Source organism: Enterobacter cloacae complex sp. 418I7 (assembly GCF_050030705.1).
GTDB lineage: Bacteria > Pseudomonadota > Gammaproteobacteria > Enterobacterales > Enterobacteriaceae > Enterobacter > Enterobacter intestinihominis.
Map to the genome: position 1 here is coordinate 3,111,164 of NZ_JBLGUU010000001.1, position 17,005 is coordinate 3,128,168.

15 protein-coding genes are annotated in these 17,005 nt (G+C 60.8%); 6 read left to right on the forward strand and 9 right to left on the reverse strand.

Annotated features, from left to right (window positions below; genetic code table 11):
- The first annotated feature begins 173 nt into the window (after positions 1-173).
- Genes glpA through glpC form a run of 3 tightly spaced genes read left to right on the forward strand, consistent with a single transcriptional unit; the run spans position 174 to position 4,196 of the window.
- Positions 174-1,802 (forward strand): anaerobic glycerol-3-phosphate dehydrogenase subunit A, encoded by a 1,629-nt coding sequence (gene glpA / locus ACQG0S_RS14990; protein ID WP_023300612.1) that lies wholly within the window; start codon positions 174-176, stop codon positions 1,800-1,802.
- Positions 1,792-3,009, forward strand: coding sequence for a glycerol-3-phosphate dehydrogenase subunit GlpB (glpB, locus tag ACQG0S_RS14995; protein ID WP_045308705.1), 1,218 nt, complete (start codon positions 1,792-1,794; stop codon positions 3,007-3,009). Before glpA ends, glpB begins: the two co-directional genes overlap by 11 nt.
- Positions 3,006-4,196 carry an anaerobic glycerol-3-phosphate dehydrogenase subunit GlpC gene (gene glpC / locus ACQG0S_RS15000; RefSeq protein WP_048966268.1) on the forward strand — a complete coding sequence of 397 codons (1,191 nt, stop codon included), beginning with the start codon at positions 3,006-3,008 and terminating at the stop codon, positions 4,194-4,196. Before glpB ends, glpC begins: the two co-directional genes overlap by 4 nt.
- A gap of 31 nt (positions 4,197-4,227) precedes the next feature.
- On the opposite strand, the gene ACQG0S_RS15005 is transcribed toward glpC, so the two are convergent.
- From ACQG0S_RS15005 to tctD, 4 genes are all read right to left on the reverse strand, one after another.
- Positions 4,228-5,427 (reverse strand): nicotinamide mononucleotide deamidase-related protein YfaY, encoded by a 1,200-nt coding sequence (locus ACQG0S_RS15005; protein WP_048966269.1) that lies wholly within the window; start codon positions 5,425-5,427, stop codon positions 4,228-4,230.
- Positions 5,428-5,521: 94 nt separating this feature from the next.
- Positions 5,522-6,061 (reverse strand): YfaZ family outer membrane protein, encoded by a 540-nt coding sequence (locus ACQG0S_RS15010; RefSeq protein ID WP_022648809.1) that lies wholly within the window; start codon positions 6,059-6,061, stop codon positions 5,522-5,524.
- A gap of 129 nt (positions 6,062-6,190) precedes the next feature.
- Entirely contained in the window at positions 6,191-7,600 is a 1,410-nt protein-coding gene (locus tag ACQG0S_RS15015) for a sensor histidine kinase (protein ID WP_023306632.1), read from the reverse strand.
- Entirely contained in the window at positions 7,587-8,261 is a 675-nt protein-coding gene (tctD, locus tag ACQG0S_RS15020) for a transcriptional regulator TctD (RefSeq protein WP_045620906.1), read from the reverse strand. Before tctD ends, ACQG0S_RS15015 begins: the two co-directional genes overlap by 14 nt.
- Before the next feature lie 152 nt (positions 8,262-8,413).
- Between tctD and ACQG0S_RS15025 the strand changes: the two genes are divergently transcribed.
- From ACQG0S_RS15025 to ACQG0S_RS15035, 3 genes are read left to right on the forward strand one after another with little or no spacing between them, the layout of a single operon-like run.
- Positions 8,414-9,394 (forward strand): Bug family tripartite tricarboxylate transporter substrate binding protein, encoded by a 981-nt coding sequence (locus tag ACQG0S_RS15025; RefSeq protein WP_038416442.1) that lies wholly within the window; start codon positions 8,414-8,416, stop codon positions 9,392-9,394.
- 11 nt (positions 9,395-9,405) lie between these two features.
- The gene (locus ACQG0S_RS15030; RefSeq protein WP_022648813.1) at positions 9,406-9,837 is read left to right on the forward strand and encodes a tripartite tricarboxylate transporter TctB family protein; all 432 of its coding nucleotides are present in this window, start codon (positions 9,406-9,408) and stop codon (positions 9,835-9,837) included.
- Between the two features lie 11 nt (positions 9,838-9,848).
- Complete coding sequence (locus ACQG0S_RS15035; protein ID WP_023300617.1) at positions 9,849-11,363, forward strand: tripartite tricarboxylate transporter permease; 1,515 nt, start codon at positions 9,849-9,851, stop codon at positions 11,361-11,363.
- On the opposite strand, the gene menE is transcribed toward ACQG0S_RS15035, so the two are convergent.
- Genes menE through menD form a run of 5 tightly spaced genes read right to left on the reverse strand, consistent with a single transcriptional unit; the run spans position 11,364 to position 16,984 of the window.
- The gene (menE, locus tag ACQG0S_RS15040; protein ID WP_022648815.1) at positions 11,364-12,725 is read right to left on the reverse strand and encodes an o-succinylbenzoate--CoA ligase; all 1,362 of its coding nucleotides are present in this window, start codon (positions 12,723-12,725) and stop codon (positions 11,364-11,366) included.
- Positions 12,722-13,687: an o-succinylbenzoate synthase gene (gene menC / locus ACQG0S_RS15045; protein WP_048966270.1), complete on the reverse strand. Its 966-nt coding sequence runs from the start codon at positions 13,685-13,687 to the stop codon at positions 12,722-12,724. Before menC ends, menE begins: the two co-directional genes overlap by 4 nt.
- The gene (gene menB / locus ACQG0S_RS15050; RefSeq protein WP_014832749.1) at positions 13,687-14,544 is read right to left on the reverse strand and encodes a 1,4-dihydroxy-2-naphthoyl-CoA synthase; all 858 of its coding nucleotides are present in this window, start codon (positions 14,542-14,544) and stop codon (positions 13,687-13,689) included. Before menB ends, menC begins: the two co-directional genes overlap by 1 nt.
- On the reverse strand, positions 14,541-15,317 hold the full coding sequence (gene menH, locus ACQG0S_RS15055) for a 2-succinyl-6-hydroxy-2,4-cyclohexadiene-1-carboxylate synthase (protein ID WP_048966271.1): 777 nt from the start codon (positions 15,315-15,317) through the stop codon (positions 14,541-14,543). Before menH ends, menB begins: the two co-directional genes overlap by 4 nt.
- Positions 15,314-16,984, reverse strand: coding sequence for a 2-succinyl-5-enolpyruvyl-6-hydroxy-3-cyclohexene-1-carboxylic-acid synthase (gene menD / locus ACQG0S_RS15060; RefSeq protein WP_022648819.1), 1,671 nt, complete (start codon positions 16,982-16,984; stop codon positions 15,314-15,316). The genes menH and menD overlap by 4 nt, the downstream gene beginning before the upstream one ends.
- Positions 16,985-17,005: the final 21 nt, after the last annotated feature.

Below are 17,005 nucleotides of genomic sequence, written 5' to 3' on the forward strand. Positions count from 1 at the left end.
GGTGAATGTTACTGTGAATCAACGCACAGATTGTTACAGAAATATGACAGAATGCGCAAAAAAGCGCATGAAATCACGTTTCACTTTCGAATTTCGCGCGTTTATGTTCGAAATCAAACAAACCACACGATCAATGTGGCTAAATGCTAAAAAACGAACATAGAGGAAAGGCAATGACAATTCACGATCCACGCTTCAGCGATGTGATTATCATTGGCGGTGGCGCGACGGGTGCCGGCATCGCACGCGACTGCGCCCTGCGGGGATTGAGCGTCACGCTTCTGGAACGCCACGACATCGCCACCGGCGCAACGGGGCGTAACCACGGTCTGTTGCACAGCGGTGCCCGCTATGCGGTCACTGACGCTGAGTCCGCGCGCGAGTGTATTGCTGAAAACCAGATCCTCAGGCGCATCGCCCGCCACTGCGTTGAACCGACCAACGGCCTTTTTATCACCCTTCCCGAAGATGATCTCGGCTTTCAGCAAACCTTTATCACCGCCTGCACGGCGGCAGGCATTCAGGCCGAGGCGCTCGATCCTGCACAGGCGCGCCGTCTTGAACCCTCGGTAAACCCGGCGTTACTGGGCGCGGTAAAAGTGCCTGACGGAACCGTTGATCCTTTCCGCCTGACCGCCGCCAATATGCTCGACGCGCGGGAACACGGCGCACAGATCCTGACCGGGCATCACGTCACCGGGCTTATTCGTGAAGGTAATACCGTACGCGGGGTGCGCGTGTGTGATACGCAGTACAATGAACACCGCGAGCTGTATGCCACCGTCGTGGTCAACGCGGCGGGGATCTGGGGCCAGCGCATCGCGGAATACGCCGATTTATCCGTCCGCATGTTCCCGGCCAAAGGCTCGCTGCTGATCCTCGACCATCGCATCAATAACCATGTCATCAACCGCTGCCGTAAACCGTCTGACGCCGACATCCTCGTGCCGGGGGACACCATTTCGTTGATCGGCACGACCTCAATGCATGTGGACTACAGCGAAATTGATTACAACCGCGTTACCGCCGAAGAGGTGGATATCCTGCTGCGCGAAGGGGAAAAGCTGGCCCCGGTGATGGCGCAGACGCGTATTCTGCGTGCCTACGCGGGCGTGCGTCCCCTCGTCGCCAGCGACAACGATCCGAGCGGGCGTAACGTCAGCCGCGGCATCGTGCTGCTCGATCACGCCGAACGCGACGGCATGGACGGGTTTATCACCATTACCGGCGGCAAGCTGATGACCTACCGGCTGATGGCGGAGTGGGCCACCGATGCCGTCTGCCGTAAGCTCGGTAACACCGCGCCGTGCGTGACGGCGGAGCGGGCCCTGCCCGGCTCGCAGCAATCGACAGAAAAAACGCTGCACAAAATCATTTCACTTCCTGCCCCGCTTCGCGGTTCGGCGATTTACCGCCACGGCGACCGCACCCCGACCTGGCTTGGTGAAGGGCGACTCAGCCGCAGCCTGGTGTGCGAATGCGAAGCCGTGACCGCAGGCGAGGTGCAATATGCCGTGGAAAACCTGACGGTGAACAACCTGCTTGATTTACGCCGCCGCACGCGAGTCGGGATGGGCACCTGTCAGGGGGAGCTGTGCGCCTGCCGTGCCGCCGGGCTGCTGCAACGTTTTCATGCCACCTCCTCAACCCAGTCGCTCGCCCAGCTCAGCGATTTTTTAAATGAGCGCTGGAAAGGCATTCAGCCCGTCGCCTGGGGCGATGCCCTGCGCGAAAGTGAGTTTACCCGCTGGGTCTATCAGGGACTTTGCGGTCTGGAGAAGGAGCACAACCATGAAATTTGATACCGTGATTGTGGGTGGAGGGCTGGCGGGCCTGCTGTGCGGTCTCAAACTGACGCAGCGGGGTCTGCGCTGCGCCATTGTCACTCGCGGTCAAAGTGCCCTGCACTTCTCCTCCGGCTCGCTGGATTTACTGGGCGCGCTATCGTTCGCCGATCTGCCGCCTGAACATCCCTACCGCCTGACGGGCGCAGAGAATATGGCCCGCTTTGCCTGCGAAACCGAACACCTGCTGACCGCCTGCGGCGCACGCATGCAGGGTGACGCCGAGCAAAATCATCAGCGCGTCACGCCGCTCGGCACTCTGCGCGCCGCCTGGCTTAGCCCGGAAGAGGTGCCTGTCGCCCCCATCGCTGCCGGGCACGTGCGGGTGGTGGGGATCAGCGGTTTCCTTGATTTCCAGCCGCATCTTGCCGCCGCGTCTCTCAGACAGCAGGGCATTCAGGTGGATACGGCGGAGATTGATCTCCCCGAGCTCGACGTGCTGCGCGAAAACCCCAGCGAGTTTCGTGCGGTGAACATTGCCCGTCTGCTGGATAATGAACGCTACTGGCCGCAGCTGTACGCGGCGCTTCAACCGCTCGGCGAGACCTGCGACGCCCTGTTTATGCCCGCCTGTTTTGGCTTAACGGACAACCGGCTCTGGCGCTGGCTCTCGGCGCGCCTGCCCTGTACGCTCGGTTTACTGCCGACGCTCCCCCCTTCCGTGCCCGGCATTCGTCTGCATACCCAGCTTCAACGTCAGTTTGTCGCCCAGGGTGGCGTCTGGTTGGCAGGCGACGAGGTGAAAAAAATCACCCTGGCAGAGGGCGCGGTAAGCGAAATCTGGACCCGCAACCACGGCGACATCCCGCTTCGTGCACGCTATACGGTGCTGGCAAGCGGCAGTTTTTTCAGTAACGGTCTGCTGAGCAGCCGGGATGGCGTGCGTGAGGCAATTCTCGGGCTGGATGTCCGGCAAAGCGCTTCCCGCGCGGACTGGTATCAAAGCGATTTCTTCACCCCGCAGCCCTGGCAGCAGTTCGGCGTGATCGTCGACACCCAGCTGCGCCCGCAGCTGGGCGGGGAACCGGTTGAAAATCTTTACGCCATCGGCTCGGTTCTGGGCGGGTACGATCCCGTGGCACAGGGCTGCGGTGGCGGCGTCTGCGCCGTCACCGCGCTGCATGTCGCGGAGCAGATTATCCAGCGCAGGGAGGGAGCACAATGAACGACACCCGATTTGAAAGCTGTATCAAATGCACGGTCTGCACCACGGTTTGCCCGGTCAGCGGCGTCGATCCGCGCTATCCCGGCCCGAAACAGGCCGGCCCCGACGGGGAGCGTCTGCGCCTGAAGGACGGCGCGCTCTACGACGAGGCGCTGAAATACTGCATAAACTGCAAACGCTGCGAAGTTGCCTGCCCGTCGGACGTGAAAATAGGCGATATCATCCAGCGCGCCCGCGCCCGCTACAGTACGCAAAAACCGACGCTGCGCGACGCGATACTAAGCCACACCGATCTGATGGGCAGCCTCTCGACGCCTTTCGCGCCGGTCGTCAATGCCGCCACCGCCCTGAAGCCGGTGCGCAGGCTGCTGGATGCGACGCTCAAAATCGACCATCACCGCAGTCTGCCGAAATATTCTCACGGCACCTTCCGCCGCTGGTATAAATCCGTGGCGGCAGAACAGGCGCAGTTTGCTGAGCAGGTTGCCTTCTTCCACGGCTGCTACGTGAACTACAACCATCCGCAGCTGGGAAAAGACCTGCTGAAAGTGCTGAACGCCATGGGGACGGGCGTTCAGCTGCTGAGCAAAGAGAAGTGCTGCGGCGTTCCGCTGATTGCCAACGGTTTTACCGACAAAGCGCGCAGGCAGGCGAAAAGCAACGTCACCTCTTTGCGCGAGGCGATCGTCGACAAAGGGATACCGGTACTGGCGACGTCGTCAACCTGTACCTTCACGCTGCGCGATGAATATCCGCATCTGCTGGATGTGGATAACACCGGCCTGCGCGAGCACATTGAGCTGGCGACCCGTTTTCTCTGGCGCAAGCTGGACAGCGGGCAGACGTTACCGCTGGGCAAATTGCCGCTGAAGGTGGTGTATCACACGCCATGTCATATGGAGAAGATGGGATGGTCGATCTATACGCTGGATCTGCTGCGGCTGATCCCGGGGCTGGAGCTGACGGTGCTGGACTCACGCTGCTGCGGCATCGCTGGCACCTACGGATTCAAGCGTGAAAACTACCCAACGTCACAGGCCATTGGCGCGCCGCTGTTCCGGCAGATTGAAGAGAGCGGCGCAGATATCGTGGTGACGGATTGTGAAACCTGCAAGTGGCAGATCGAGATGTCCACCAGCAAACGCTGTGAACATCCCATTACCTTGCTGGCAAACGCACTGGCGTAACCGTTGCCGGGGACACTGCCCCGGCACATCCTCACTCTACGAACAGCGATTCCACGACGTTGATCCAGCCGTGCTCGCTGGCGACCTCTTTGCCGTTCAGCCAGCGGCGCAGCATGTTCAGCGCCATCATCGCGCACACCTCCTGACGCACGGCCAGGCTGTGGCGGGTAATGCTCATCTTCACCCGCAGGGCGTGCGTCCCTTCCTGCGTTGCCAGGGCGAAGTTGAGATGCTCTTCATCCAGCCCGCCCACAAACAGCGCCAGTCCGGCGAAATGCTTCACTCTGCGCTCGGATGCCCAGCGCGCCGTCTGCGCCAGCGTCTCCTGCTGGAACGGCACCACTTCACTGGCCAGCAGCGGCGCACCCGCCCGGGTAAGCTGAAGCGCCAGAAGCCCACCGGTAAACTGCTCGCTTAACGTCACGCTCAGCTGGCGGGACTGCAAATTCGCTGCGATCTGCGCCGGCAGCCCTTCCGTTCCTTCGAAAATCAGGCTTTCCCCGGCGACGCGCTGCACTTCCGGCCATAGTGCCAGCATGGCGGTTTTCTCTGACGCCGGTCCGGTCAGCTTCAGTTCAATAATCGGCATGGAGGAGCGATAGCCCATCGACACGCCGGGAGGCAGTTGCAGGTGATCGAGGCTCTGGGCCAGGTCGCTTTCCGAGCGGCCAAAGGTGGTCAGACGCAGGCACAGCGGCGGTTCAGGCAGCGTGAAGCGCGCGCGCAGGCGCGGCAGGATCTGCTGCTCGACCATCACTTTAAATTCCGACGGCACGCCCGGGGTGAAGAACATCAGGCAGCGGTTCAGCTGAACGGCAAACCCGCAGGCGGTGCCGACCGGGTTATCAATCAGTTCCGCGCTGGCGGGAATTTCAGCCTGCTTGCGGTTGCTGGGGGCCATCACGCGGCCACGCTCGGAGAAAAATCGCTCCATCTGTGCCAGCCACGCCTCGTGCAGGACCAGGCCTTCACCTCTGGCCGTGGCGGCGGCCAGCGCGCTGAGATCGTCGCTGGTGGGCCCAAGCCCGCCGTTCACAATCAGCACGTCGCAGCGTTCGCTGCGCTCGCGCAGAACGTTGACCAGCGACTCAAGATTGTCACCCACGGTGTTGCGGCGCGTTAACGGTAATCCTTGCTCAAAGAAGAGATCGGCGAGCCAGGCGGCATTGGTATCAATGATTTGCCCATGCAGCACTTCGTCGCCAGTGGATAACATTTCCACGTTTATCATTGTGTTCTCCCATTTCAATGGTCAAAACACTATAGCGCAATCGAAGACCGGGGGAAGAGAGAAACTGGCGCGACTGAACGCCGCGCCGAAAGGATTAGAAACCTGCGCTCACACCGATGTAGGGACCATCTGCCAGCGCGTTGTCGCGGTGGCCGTCTTTACCCGCCAGGTTCAGATAACGATAACCCGCTTCGATGGTGACAGGACGGATGATGGTCCAGCGTCCACCCACGTTGGCTTCCTCATAGCTATCGATACCGCTGGAGAGGGAATCCGGAGAGTAGTAGTACTCACCGAACAGGCCAAAGCTGTCGCCGATTTTCCACTGCAAACCGCCGCCCACTGCCGCCGCATAACCTTCGTCACCGTCGTTCGGGTTGGTGTAAATCCCTTTACCGCCGACTGTCGCCAGGAAAGGACCCAAAGGTACGTTGAAGCCCAGCCCCAGGCTTGCCGCATCCCCATCGTCGTCGTTATGCGTCCAGCCGCCGGTCATCGCCAGGCCTGCGCTATCCGTGCCAAGACCAAAGCCCAGGTGGGTATAATCTTCGCCCGCCGAGCCGTTGAAGGAAATAGCGTTGGCTGCTGCCGATACAAACATCAGGCCTAAGCCCATTAATGCCACTTTTTTCATTGTCGTGATCCCGCACAATATATTCAGAGATGTCCAAAAACCGCGAGATTTTAACCTGACTGTCTGTGGGATCAATGCGCTCAGTGGACATCGGGCAATTAGTTTGTAACGATTTGATAATATCGGTATTTATATCATCAATAAAAAACGCATTTTTACGCACAGGCCGCCCAGATTTTCACTGGGCATCAGCTGAAGATGGCTGCGGTGCAGGCGGGCAATATCGTTGGCCAGCGCCAGGCCAATGCCGGACCCGGCGGCATCGCCCACGTTATCCAGCCGATGAAACGGCAGCATGGCCTGGGAGATCTGGTCTTCGGCAATACCCGGTCCGCTGTCCTCCACGCTCAGCTCAACGGCATCGTTATCCATGCGCAGGTACACCGTCACGATGCCCTGCTCCGGCGTGTATTTGATCGCGTTCTCCAGCAGGTTAGCGCAGAGTTCGCCCAGCAAAACGTCATCCCCCTCAATCATTACCGGCTGCTGTACGCCGTCATAACCGAGATCGATACCCTTGCTGCGCGCCTGTGCCAGCCGCGAAAAGCAGCAGTTTTGCACCACCTGTACCAGATCGACAGGGGCAAACTGTCGCTCCCCCTGCTCTTTCCGCTTCACCGCCGAAAGCTGTAACAGTCTTTCCGTCAGCACGATGGTGTTATCCAGCGTAACGTTCATTGCCCGTAAGCTCTCCTGCCACAGCGCCGGATCGTTACGCGTCAGAGCAACGGATACCTGCGTTTTTAGCACCGCCAGCGGCGTTTTGAGCTGGTGTGAGGCATCGGCATTGAAGCGCTCCTGCCGCGAAAGTACGCCGCGCAACCGGTCGATGTAACGGTTAAACGCCACAATCAGCAGCCGCGTTTCCGACCAGGGCAGCAGCTCCGGCAGCGGGGCCAACAGCCCGGGCTCACGGCGCACCATCAGCGAAGAGAGTTGCCGCATTGGGCGCAGCACGCGGCGCAGCAGCCAGGCGGTCAGGACCAGCGTCAGCAGCACCAGCAGCCCCTGCGACACGAGCGAGGAAAACAGCAGCTGTGTGGCCAGATAGCGCCGCGACTGCAACGTTTCTGCGACATAAATTTCCGCCATCCCGAACACATTATCTTCGTTAACCGGCTGGAGCAGCTTCGCCACGCGGATCGCCTGCCCGCGATACTCGGTATGATAAAACCACGCCAGCGCCGGATAGTGAGTGGTGCGCGACGTGGAGGGAGGCATATTTGGCAGATCGTCATAGCCGGAGATCGTCCGCCCGTCAGGGTCAACCACCTTGTAGTAGAGGCGATCGTTCATGTTCAGCTCAAAGCTGTCGAGCACGACCCAGGGCACGTTCACCAGCAGCTTGCCCTTGTGCACCACCAGCCGCTCAGACACGGTGCGCGCCGAGGATAACAGCGTGCGGTCATAGGCCTGCGTCGCCGCCTGTAGCGCGCTAACGTAGCTGTTAAAGGCTGACAGCCCCCATAACAGCAGCAGCGGCAAACCCAGAAAGAGCAAAAGTTGCAGGTAAAGCGACTGCGGCTTAACCCACTTCATCGCCGCACTCCAGCACGTAGCCCAGTCCCCGGAGGGTGGTGATCCGCACGCCGCTGCCGGTCAGCTTCTTACGCAGGCGGTGAATATAGAGATCGATACTCTCGGGGCTGACGTCGTTGTTCAGGCTGAACACCTGGTCGAAGAGCTGTTGCCGGGAGACGGGACGGGTCCGGCGGTGCATCAGCACCTTCAGTAAAGAGAGCTCGCGCGGCGTGAGGGAAAGAGGTTCATCGCGCAGCAGAAAAAAGCCTTCATCATCGTACTCCAGCTCTCCCAGCCGCTGGCGCTCCTGGGTTCGCCCTTCGCTGCGGCGCAGCAGCGCGCGCAGGCGGGCATCAAGCTCCTCCAGCTCGAACGGCTTCGGCAGATAGTCATCCGCCCCGGCATTCAGCCCTTTCACCCTGTCTGCCACGTTGCTGCGGGCGGTAAGAAACAGCACCGGCAGCGTCTGCCCGCGCTTTCTCAGACGATGCACCACTTCCAGCCCGTCGAAGCCGGGCATGCCGATATCAAGGATCGCGACGGCATAGTTTTCCCCCTGTAAAAGGTGATCGGCCGCCCGTCCATCGTTGACGCAATCCACGGCAAATCCGTTTTGTACCAGCGCTTTCTCCAGCCAGTGAGCCAGCTCACGATTATCTTCCGCCAGTAAGAGACGCATATCACATCCTGTAAAGTTGGTGTCGCAGTGAAAGGGAAATGAAAGGTTATTGTTTTAACAATCACGCAACGGAACCGCTACAAGGTGGTTCACATAATCAGAAAAAAGACACCCGTACCCGTACTCCCGGTTCTCCGGCGTGAGGATAAACGATGAAAAAACAATTACTTTCTACCCTTGCTGCAAGCGTATTGCTGTTGAGTGCCTCTGTCGTCCAGGCGCAGGACACCCCGTCCCGCACCGAGTGTATCGCACCGGCCAAACCCGGCGGCGGCTTTGACCTGACCTGTAAGCTGATTCAGGTCAGCCTGCTGGAGACGAAGGCCATTGAGAAACCGATGCGCGTCACCTACATGCCCGGCGGCGTGGGCGCGGTAGCCTATAACGCCATCGTCGCCCAGCGCCCTGCTGAACCCGGCACCGTGGTGGCCTTCTCCGGCGGCTCGCTGCTGAACCTGTCGCAGGGGAAATTTGGTCGTTATGACGTAAATGACGTGCGCTGGCTCGCCACCGTGGGCACCGATTACGGCATGATCGCCGTTCGCGCCGACTCCCCGTGGAAATCCCTGAAAGATCTGCTGACCGCCATGGAAAAAGATCCGAACAGCGTGGTGATTGGCGCAGGCGCCTCTATCGGCAGCCAGGACTGGATGAAAGCCGCGCTGCTGGCGCAGCAGGCCAAAGTGGATCCGCACAAAATGCGTTACGTGGCCTTTGAAGGCGGCGGTGAGCCGGTGACGGCGCTGATGGGCAATCACGTGCAGGCAGTATCGGGCGATCTCAGCGAAATGGTGCCCTACCTGAGCGGGGATAAGATCCGCGTGCTGGCGGTCTTCTCGGAAAACCGTCTGCCGGGCCAGCTGGCAGACGTCCCAACCGCCAAAGAGCAGGGTTATAACCTGGTCTGGCCGATCATCCGTGGCTTCTTCGTCGGGCCAAAAGTGACCGACGCCGAGTACCAGTGGTGGGTGGATACCTTCGCAAAACTTCAGCAAACCGAGGAGTTCAAAAAACAGCGCGATCTGCGCGGGCTGTTTGAGTTCAACCTGAACGGCAAGCAGCTGGACGAGTATGTGAAAAAACAGGTGAATGACTACCGCGAACAGGCGAAAGCCTTTGGTCTTGCGAAATAACCGGAGGCGCTATGAGCGATCGCATTTTTGCCGGGATATGGCTGCTGCTCTGCATTGGCGGCCTGTTCGTCGCCTGGCAGATCCACAGCGAATACAGCTATGAACCCGTGGGGCCACGCCCCTTTCCCGTCGGCATTGTTGGCCTGATGCTGCTCTGTTCGGTGGCCCTGCTGCTGCGCCATCCGGACACCGTGGAGTGGCCGCCACGCCGCACGCTGCAACGTCTGCTGGTAATGGTGATTGTTCTGCTGATGTACGCGTGGGGCTTTGAGTGGCTCGGCTTCCCGATCGCCACCGCCCTGCTGACGATGGTGATTGGCATACTGTTTAACGCCTCGCTGCCTGCGGCGGGGATCTCCGGGGTCGTACTGGGCATTTTACTCTGGTACGCCTTCGACCGCCTGCTGGACGTGACCCTGCCGCTCGGCGCATGGTTTAACTAACGGAGCACGCTATGGATACCTGGATCTATCTCTCTCAGGGGTTCGCGGTAGCGATGACCCCGGAAAACCTGGTGATCGCCCTGATCGGCTGTTTCGTCGGGACGATCGTTGGCCTGCTGCCGGGCCTTGGGCCTATCAACGGCGTGGCGATTTTACTGCCGCTGGCCTTTGCGCTGCACCTGCCTGCGGAATCGGCGTTGATCCTGCTGGCGACGGTTTATATCGGCTGCGAATACGGGGGGCGTATTTCCTCGATACTGCTTAACGTTCCTGGCGATGCCGCCGCCATTATGACCGCGCTGGATGGCTATCCGATGGCACAGCAGGGACGCGGCGGCGTGGCGCTCTCTATTTCCGCCGTCAGCTCGTTCTTTGGCTCCCTGATCGCCATTGGCGGCATCATCCTCTTCGCCCCGGCGCTGGCCCAGTGGTCGCTGGCGTTTGGTCCGGCCGAGTATTTTGCCCTGATGGTATTCGCCATCGCCTGTCTCGGCAGCATGATGGCGCAGAATCCGCTGAAGTCGTTTTTGTCTGCGTTGATTGGCCTCAGTCTGGCCACCGTCGGCGTGGATGCCAACACCGGGGTTTATCGCTTTACCTTCGACAGCGTTCACCTGTCCGACGGCGTGCAGTTCATTGTCGTCGTGATTGGCCTGTTCTCTGTCTCAGAAATCTTACTGATGCTGGAACATACCAGCAGCGGGCAGACGCTGGTGCGCAAAACCGGCCGCATGCTCTTTAATGCCAAAGAGGGGGCACAGTGTGTGGGTGCTACCCTGCGTTCGTCGGTGATTGGTTTCTTTGTCGGCATCCTGCCCGGCGCGGGGGCGACCATCGCCAGCGCCATCACCTACATGACCGAGAAAAAGCTGAGCGGCAACAGCGACAGCTTCGGTAAGGGCGATATACGCGGCGTGGCGGCGCCAGAGGCAGCCAATAACGCCTCGGCCTGCGGCTCGTTTATCCCGATGCTGACCCTCGGCGTGCCGGGCTCCGGCACCACGGCGGTGATGATGGGCGCGCTGACGCTCTATAACATCACCCCGGGTCCGGCGATGTTTACCGAGCAGCCCGATATCGTCTGGGGCTTGATTGCGGCGCTGCTGATCGCCAACGTGATGCTGCTGGTGATGAACATCCCGCTGATCGGGCTGTTCACCCGCATGCTGACCATTCCCCTGTGGTTCCTGGTCCCGGCCATCGCCGCCGTCTCTGCGGTTGGGGTGTACGCGGTGCACAGCACCACCTTCGACCTGGTGTTAATGGTGCTGCTCGGCGTGCTGGGCTACATTCTGCGCAAGATGCACTTCCCGATGTCGCCGCTGATTTTAGGGTTTGTATTGGGGGAAATGCTGGAGCAGAACCTGCGCCGCGCCCTCTCCATCAGCAATGGCAACATGGCGATCCTGTGGGAGAGCAGCGTGACGAAGATCCTGCTGGCGATGGCGATCATGGTGATTGTCGTGCCGCCGGTGCTGCGCTGGATGCGTCGACGCCAGCAGAAACCGCAGCCGGATATCGGCTGATTAGCCCCTCAACAGGGCATTGACCCACTGCCTTAACGCCTGGCGGGAAATCTTTATCCCGCCATTTTTCAGTTCTGACGGCAGCGCCAGCCAGTGTACCGGCTGCTCAAAGCGCGCCAGCCTGCCCTGAACCCACTCCGGCAACAGCGTGATATCCGTACCCGGCTCACATTCCACTACCGCCACCGGGCGTTGCCCGTATTCGGCGTCATCCAGCGGGACGATAAACACCTGGCTTACCTGCGGATGTGTGACGATAACGCGCTCCAGCGCTTCCGGCTGGATCCCTTCTCCGCCGCTGAAAAAGAGATTGTCCATTCGGCCCAGAATGGTCAGGCGTCCGTCATGCCACTCGCCGCGATCGCGGGTGGCGAACCAGCCCTGCTCGTTGACCAGCGGCAGTAAGGCGCCGTCTCGCCAGTAGCCCGCCGCCATGCTTTCCGCCCGGATCCAGACTTCACCGTTCACCACCTGAAGGTCTCTGCCCGGCAGCGCGCTGCCCACGTCCGGCGCGCCGTCGGCCTCTTTGGCGCATACGGTGGAGGCGAACTCGGTCAGACCGTAGCCGCAGAACGTGCGGATCCCCTGCTTGCGCGCCTGTTCGGTCAGCTCAACGGGGATTTCCGCCCCGCCGAGCAGCACGGCTTTCAGCGCAACGGGATGGTGTGAATTGAGCAGCCGCCACAGCTGCGTCGGCACCAGCGAGGCGTGGGTACAGCCCTGCAGGGCCTGCTCCAGCGGCTGTTTTTCACGCACGGTGAGACGGCCTCCGCCCTGCAACCAGCGCCACAAAATCCCCTGACCGGAGACGTGAAACAGCGGCAAGGACAGCAGCCAGTCGTCATCACCGCCATAAGGCATCAGCGACAACACGCCTTTTGCGCTGGCAAGGTGGGCGGCACAGGTGTGCACCGCCGCTTTTGGCAAGCCGGTGGAGCCGGAGGTGAGCGTCATCGAGGCCAGCCGTTCTGCCCGCCACGTCACGCCGCCCTGCTCCTCGCCCTCTCTTAATACCAGCCCAGGCAGACCGTCATACTCACCGTTAAGCACCAGCGCAAAGCGCAGGGTCATCTGCGGCAGGAGGACGTCCAGCAGCGGACGGGGAAGCTGAGGGTTCACCGGCAAAATGCGGGCGCCGCACTGAAGCAGCGCCAGCCAGGCCAGCAGAGTCTGCGGATGGTTGTGGGCGAGGAGCATCACGCCGTCCCCGTCCCTGACACCCTGAGACTGAAAACCGGCTGCCAGACGATCGATACGCTCGCCCAGCTGTGACCAGTTGAGCGTTATATCGTCTAAACGCAGCGCGGGTGTATCGGCACTCCTGGAGCGCCAGTGCCGCCACGGCCAGTCGGTAAAAGTCATTGCAGCGGCTCCAGCGTCCCGACGTCGAGGCACGGTAAGGTGCTGTCCGGCCACTGGCGAATCAGTTGGGCCTGCATCAGGTTTAGCGTATCAAGACCGGGAACGGTGTCCGGCGTTAACCATGCAGCGATGCGCGCCAGCTGCGTCAGCCCGAGGCTGGATTCGATGGATGAACTGATCACCGCCGTCAGCCCTGCGGCATGGGCCGCCGCAACCTGCTCGCGCACCGTGTCGAGGCTGCCGGTCAGCGTTGGCTTAATGACCACGGCCCCGACGCCCGGCTCGGCGACAAACGTAAAACCGGCTTCGCGCAGGCTCTCATCCCAGGCAATGGCAATGCCGGTTTCCCGGGCGAAGGCGCGAGAGTCGTCGCGCGTTTTGCACGGCTCTTCGAGAAACGCGATGCGGTTGCGGTACGCCGGGTTGACGTACTTCGCAAACTGCTGCGCCCTGAGCGGCGTCCAGGCGCGGTTGGCGTCCAGGCGCAGGTGCAGATCGGGAATGGCTTCCAGTAACAGGTTAACCACCATCCCGTCGCGCACCGCTTCGTACAGGCCGACCTTAATTTTCGCCACCTTCTCGCCAGGCATCCCGGAGAGCAGCGCGAAAAGTTCATCCGGATCGCCGGAACAGAGTGGCGCGGCGCGATAATTCGCCGCATCCGGCAAACAGCCGTCCAGCTCTGCCAGCGCGCAGCTGATGCCGAACGCGACGGAAGGAACGTCCGGCAGCGACGGAGCTGCCCCCTCACGCCATTCGTGCGTCCAGGCCATCAGCGCCGCCTGCGCCTCATCCAGCGTTTCCAGGCTAAAGCCCGGAAGCGGGGCGATTTCGCCCCACCCTTCCCGCTCGCCCTGCCGGAGATGCACGAAAAAGCCATCACGGGTTTTTAACCGCCTTTCACGCAGTACCACGCCCGCGTCCATCGGTATCTGCCAGCGGTAAACCTGCGCGCGACGCATTACGGGTTCCGTTTGTATTTGCTGAAGTCTGGCTGGCGTTTTTCGTTGAACGCGTTGCGCCCTTCCTGACCCTCTTCGGTCATATAGAACAGCATGGTGGCGTTACCCGCCAGCTCCTGAAGTCCCGCCTGACCGTCACAGTCGGCGTTGAGGGCCGCTTTCAGGCAGCGCAGCGCCATTGGGCTGTTTTGCAGCATTTCGCGACACCAGCGCACGGTCTCTTTTTCCAGATCGGCGATCGGCACCACGGTGTTAACCAGCCCCATGTCCAGCGCTTCCTGGGCGTTGTACTGACGGCACAGGAACCAGATTTCGCGGGCTTTTTTCTGGCCGACGATGCGCGCCATGTAGGATGCCCCCCAGCCGCCGTCGAAGGAGCCAACTTTCGGGCCAGTCTGACCGAAAATGGCATTTTCCGCCGCGATAGTCAGGTCACACATCATGTGCAGCACATGACCGCCGCCGATGGAATAACCTGCCACCATCGCAACCACCGGTTTTGGACAGGTGCGGATCTGGCGCTGGAAATCCAGCACGTTCAGGTGGTGCGTGCCGGCATCATCCTGGTATCCGCCGTAGTCGCCGCGGACTTTCTGATCGCCGCCCGAGCAGAAGGCTTTCTCCCCTTCCCCGGTGAGGACGATGACGCCGATGTTGTCGTCGTAGCGTGCATCCGCCAGCGCCTGGATCATCTCTTTTACGGTCAGCGGACGAAACGCGTTGCGTACCTGTGGACGATTGATGGTGATTTTGGCGATACCATCGGTGGATTTGTGGTAGCGAATGTCGGTGTAGCCTTCGGAGCAGTCCTGCCATTCAACCGGCGCGTAAAGCATGTTTTCATCAGGATAGATCATAGCGTGTCCTTTGTTCGATAACGCAGTATCTGAGCCAGACTCGCGGCAACCGCTTCCGGGTTGTCCCGGTGGGCGTTGTGTCCGGCATGAGGGATAGCATGACGCATGGCGTTAAGTTCAGCAGCGATGGCTGCAAACTTCCCGTCACGTTCGCCATAGAGATAGTCGAAAGAAAAATCACGCGCGGTGAGCGCGGGACGTAAATCAGGCTGAACGGCAAGCGAGGTGGCTTCCAGCATCTCAGCCAGCCTCGGGCCGTTGTTCCGGCTACGCAGCGCGATCAGCGCGTTGCGCTGTTCATCCGTAAGGGAGGCAAAGACCGGCTGTTGATACCAGTCGGCAAAGACGGCCTCAAGCGGCTCACTGCGAAACCGTGACGCCCAGCGGCGGTCCGAGGTCAGCCGCGCCTGACGCGCATCGGCGTCTTGCAGGCCCGGGTGTCCACCTTCCACAATCACCCCGTCTAACCCCGCAGGATGCTGGCAGGCATGGAACATCGCAATGCGGCCACCGAGTGAGTACCCTACCAGCCAGTAATTTAGTATGTTGTAACTAATTAAGGTATACGTGAGCAATTCACTTACCTCTGCAAACCCCGTCACGCCCGTATCCGCTGAACCACCGTGCCCGGGCAGGTCAAGGTAGAGTCTAGGGTAGTCATGCAGCGACGCCCCAACGGTCTGCCACTCACGACAGTCACCGGAAAAACCGTGCAAGAAAACCAGCCAGGGGTAGCCTGATTTTCCGGGCAGAGTGACGCCAGCGAGGATCACAGGTGACTCACCTGCGCCAGCAGATGTTGCAGCTTCTGCGCGCCGTCAGAATCGTTTACCACCAGCTCAATCAGCGTCGCGCCAGGCTGCCGCCAGGCGGTGTTCAGCGCCGTCTCCAGCGCGTCCCAGTTTTCCGGGCGATGGTACTTCAGGCTGAACATGGCGGCGGCGTGTTCGAACTGCACGTTTTGCGGCATCAGATAGAAGCGCTCACGTTCGCTTTGCGGCGTCGGCAGCAGGGAGAAAATCTGTCCGCCGTTATTGTTAACAACAATCAGCACGAACGGAGCCGACGCCTGACGCAGGAGCGCCAGCGCGTTGAGATCGTAGAGGGCTGAGAGATCCCCCACAATCGCCAGCGTGGATTTTGCGCTGGCCCGCTGTACGCCAGCGGCGGTGGAGATCAGCCCGTCAATGCCGCTCGCGCCCCGGTTGCTGTATACCGGATAACCCGCGGGCAGCTGCGAAAAGGCGTCAATCAGGCGCACCACCAGGCTGTTACCGACAAAAAGTTGCCCCTGCTCGGGAAGATATTTGCGGATACGGTGCGCCAGCCCGGCTTCACTGAACTCCTCGCACTGCGCTTTGGTGAGTTCCCACGCCTGACGCGACAGCGCCGGGATCTCCACCGCCCAGGGTTTGCGTTTTTCCGCCGGATGCAATTCCAGCCAGCTGTCGATATCGCTCACCAGGCGGCGACCGCGATGGTGCGCCGGGTCAAGGCGTCCTTCGAGCGGATCCACCAGCCAGTACTCTTCTGGCGTACAGGTGGCCTGCCACTGGAGCAGTCGCTTGCCCGTCAGGCTCGAGCCCAGCTGGACGACAATTTGCGCCTGCGCCAGCTCGGTGACCGCTTTCGCGTTCCCCAGCCAGAGGTCAGCGCAGGGCAGCGGCTGGCCCGTCTGGGAAAGCACGTCACCAATCAGCGGCCAGCCAAGCGTTTGTGCCCACTCCGCCGCCAGCTTGCCTTCCGCCGCACTCATCCGCCCGGCAATCACCACCCCGCGCTTCTGGCGCCAGAAGAACCAGTCGCGCTGCTTAGCGCTTTCCAGATGCGTCTGCTCACGCAGCCAGGGCTTTTCGCTCTCCCACCATTCTCCCAGCTGCTGTTGCCAGGCTAGGCCGGTCTCGTTCATTTCGCCGTACAGCGGTTCGGCAAACGGGCAGTTAATGTGCAGCCCGCCGCTGCGCAGTGCGTTCATGGCGTGGTCGAGAGTTGAGACCAGCCAGCTGGCGGGAATATCCTGGGTGGGGCGCGGCAACGAGACCGTCTGTGAAGGATGCGAGGCAAAAATGCCAGGCTGACGAATCGCCTGGTTCGCGCCGCAGTCAATAAGTTCCGGAGGACGATCGGCGGTGAGTAAAATCAGCTTTTCGCCGGTTAACCCCGCTTCAATCAGCGCGGGATAGAGGTTTGCCACCGCCGTGCCGGAAGTCACTATCACCGCCACGGGCGCGTTGCTGACTTTCGCCAGCCCGAGCGCCAGGTGGCCGAGACCACGCTCGTCAAAATGGGTGTGATGAATAAAAGCCCTGTTTTCCGCCGCAGCAAGGGTGAGCGGCGTGGAGCGAGAGCCCGGAGCAATACACACATGCCTGACACCATGGCGGGTCAGGGCTTCAAGGATCACCGTCGCCCAGCGTCGGTTAAAAGAACTTACTGACATGAGATTGTCCAGTATCAAGAA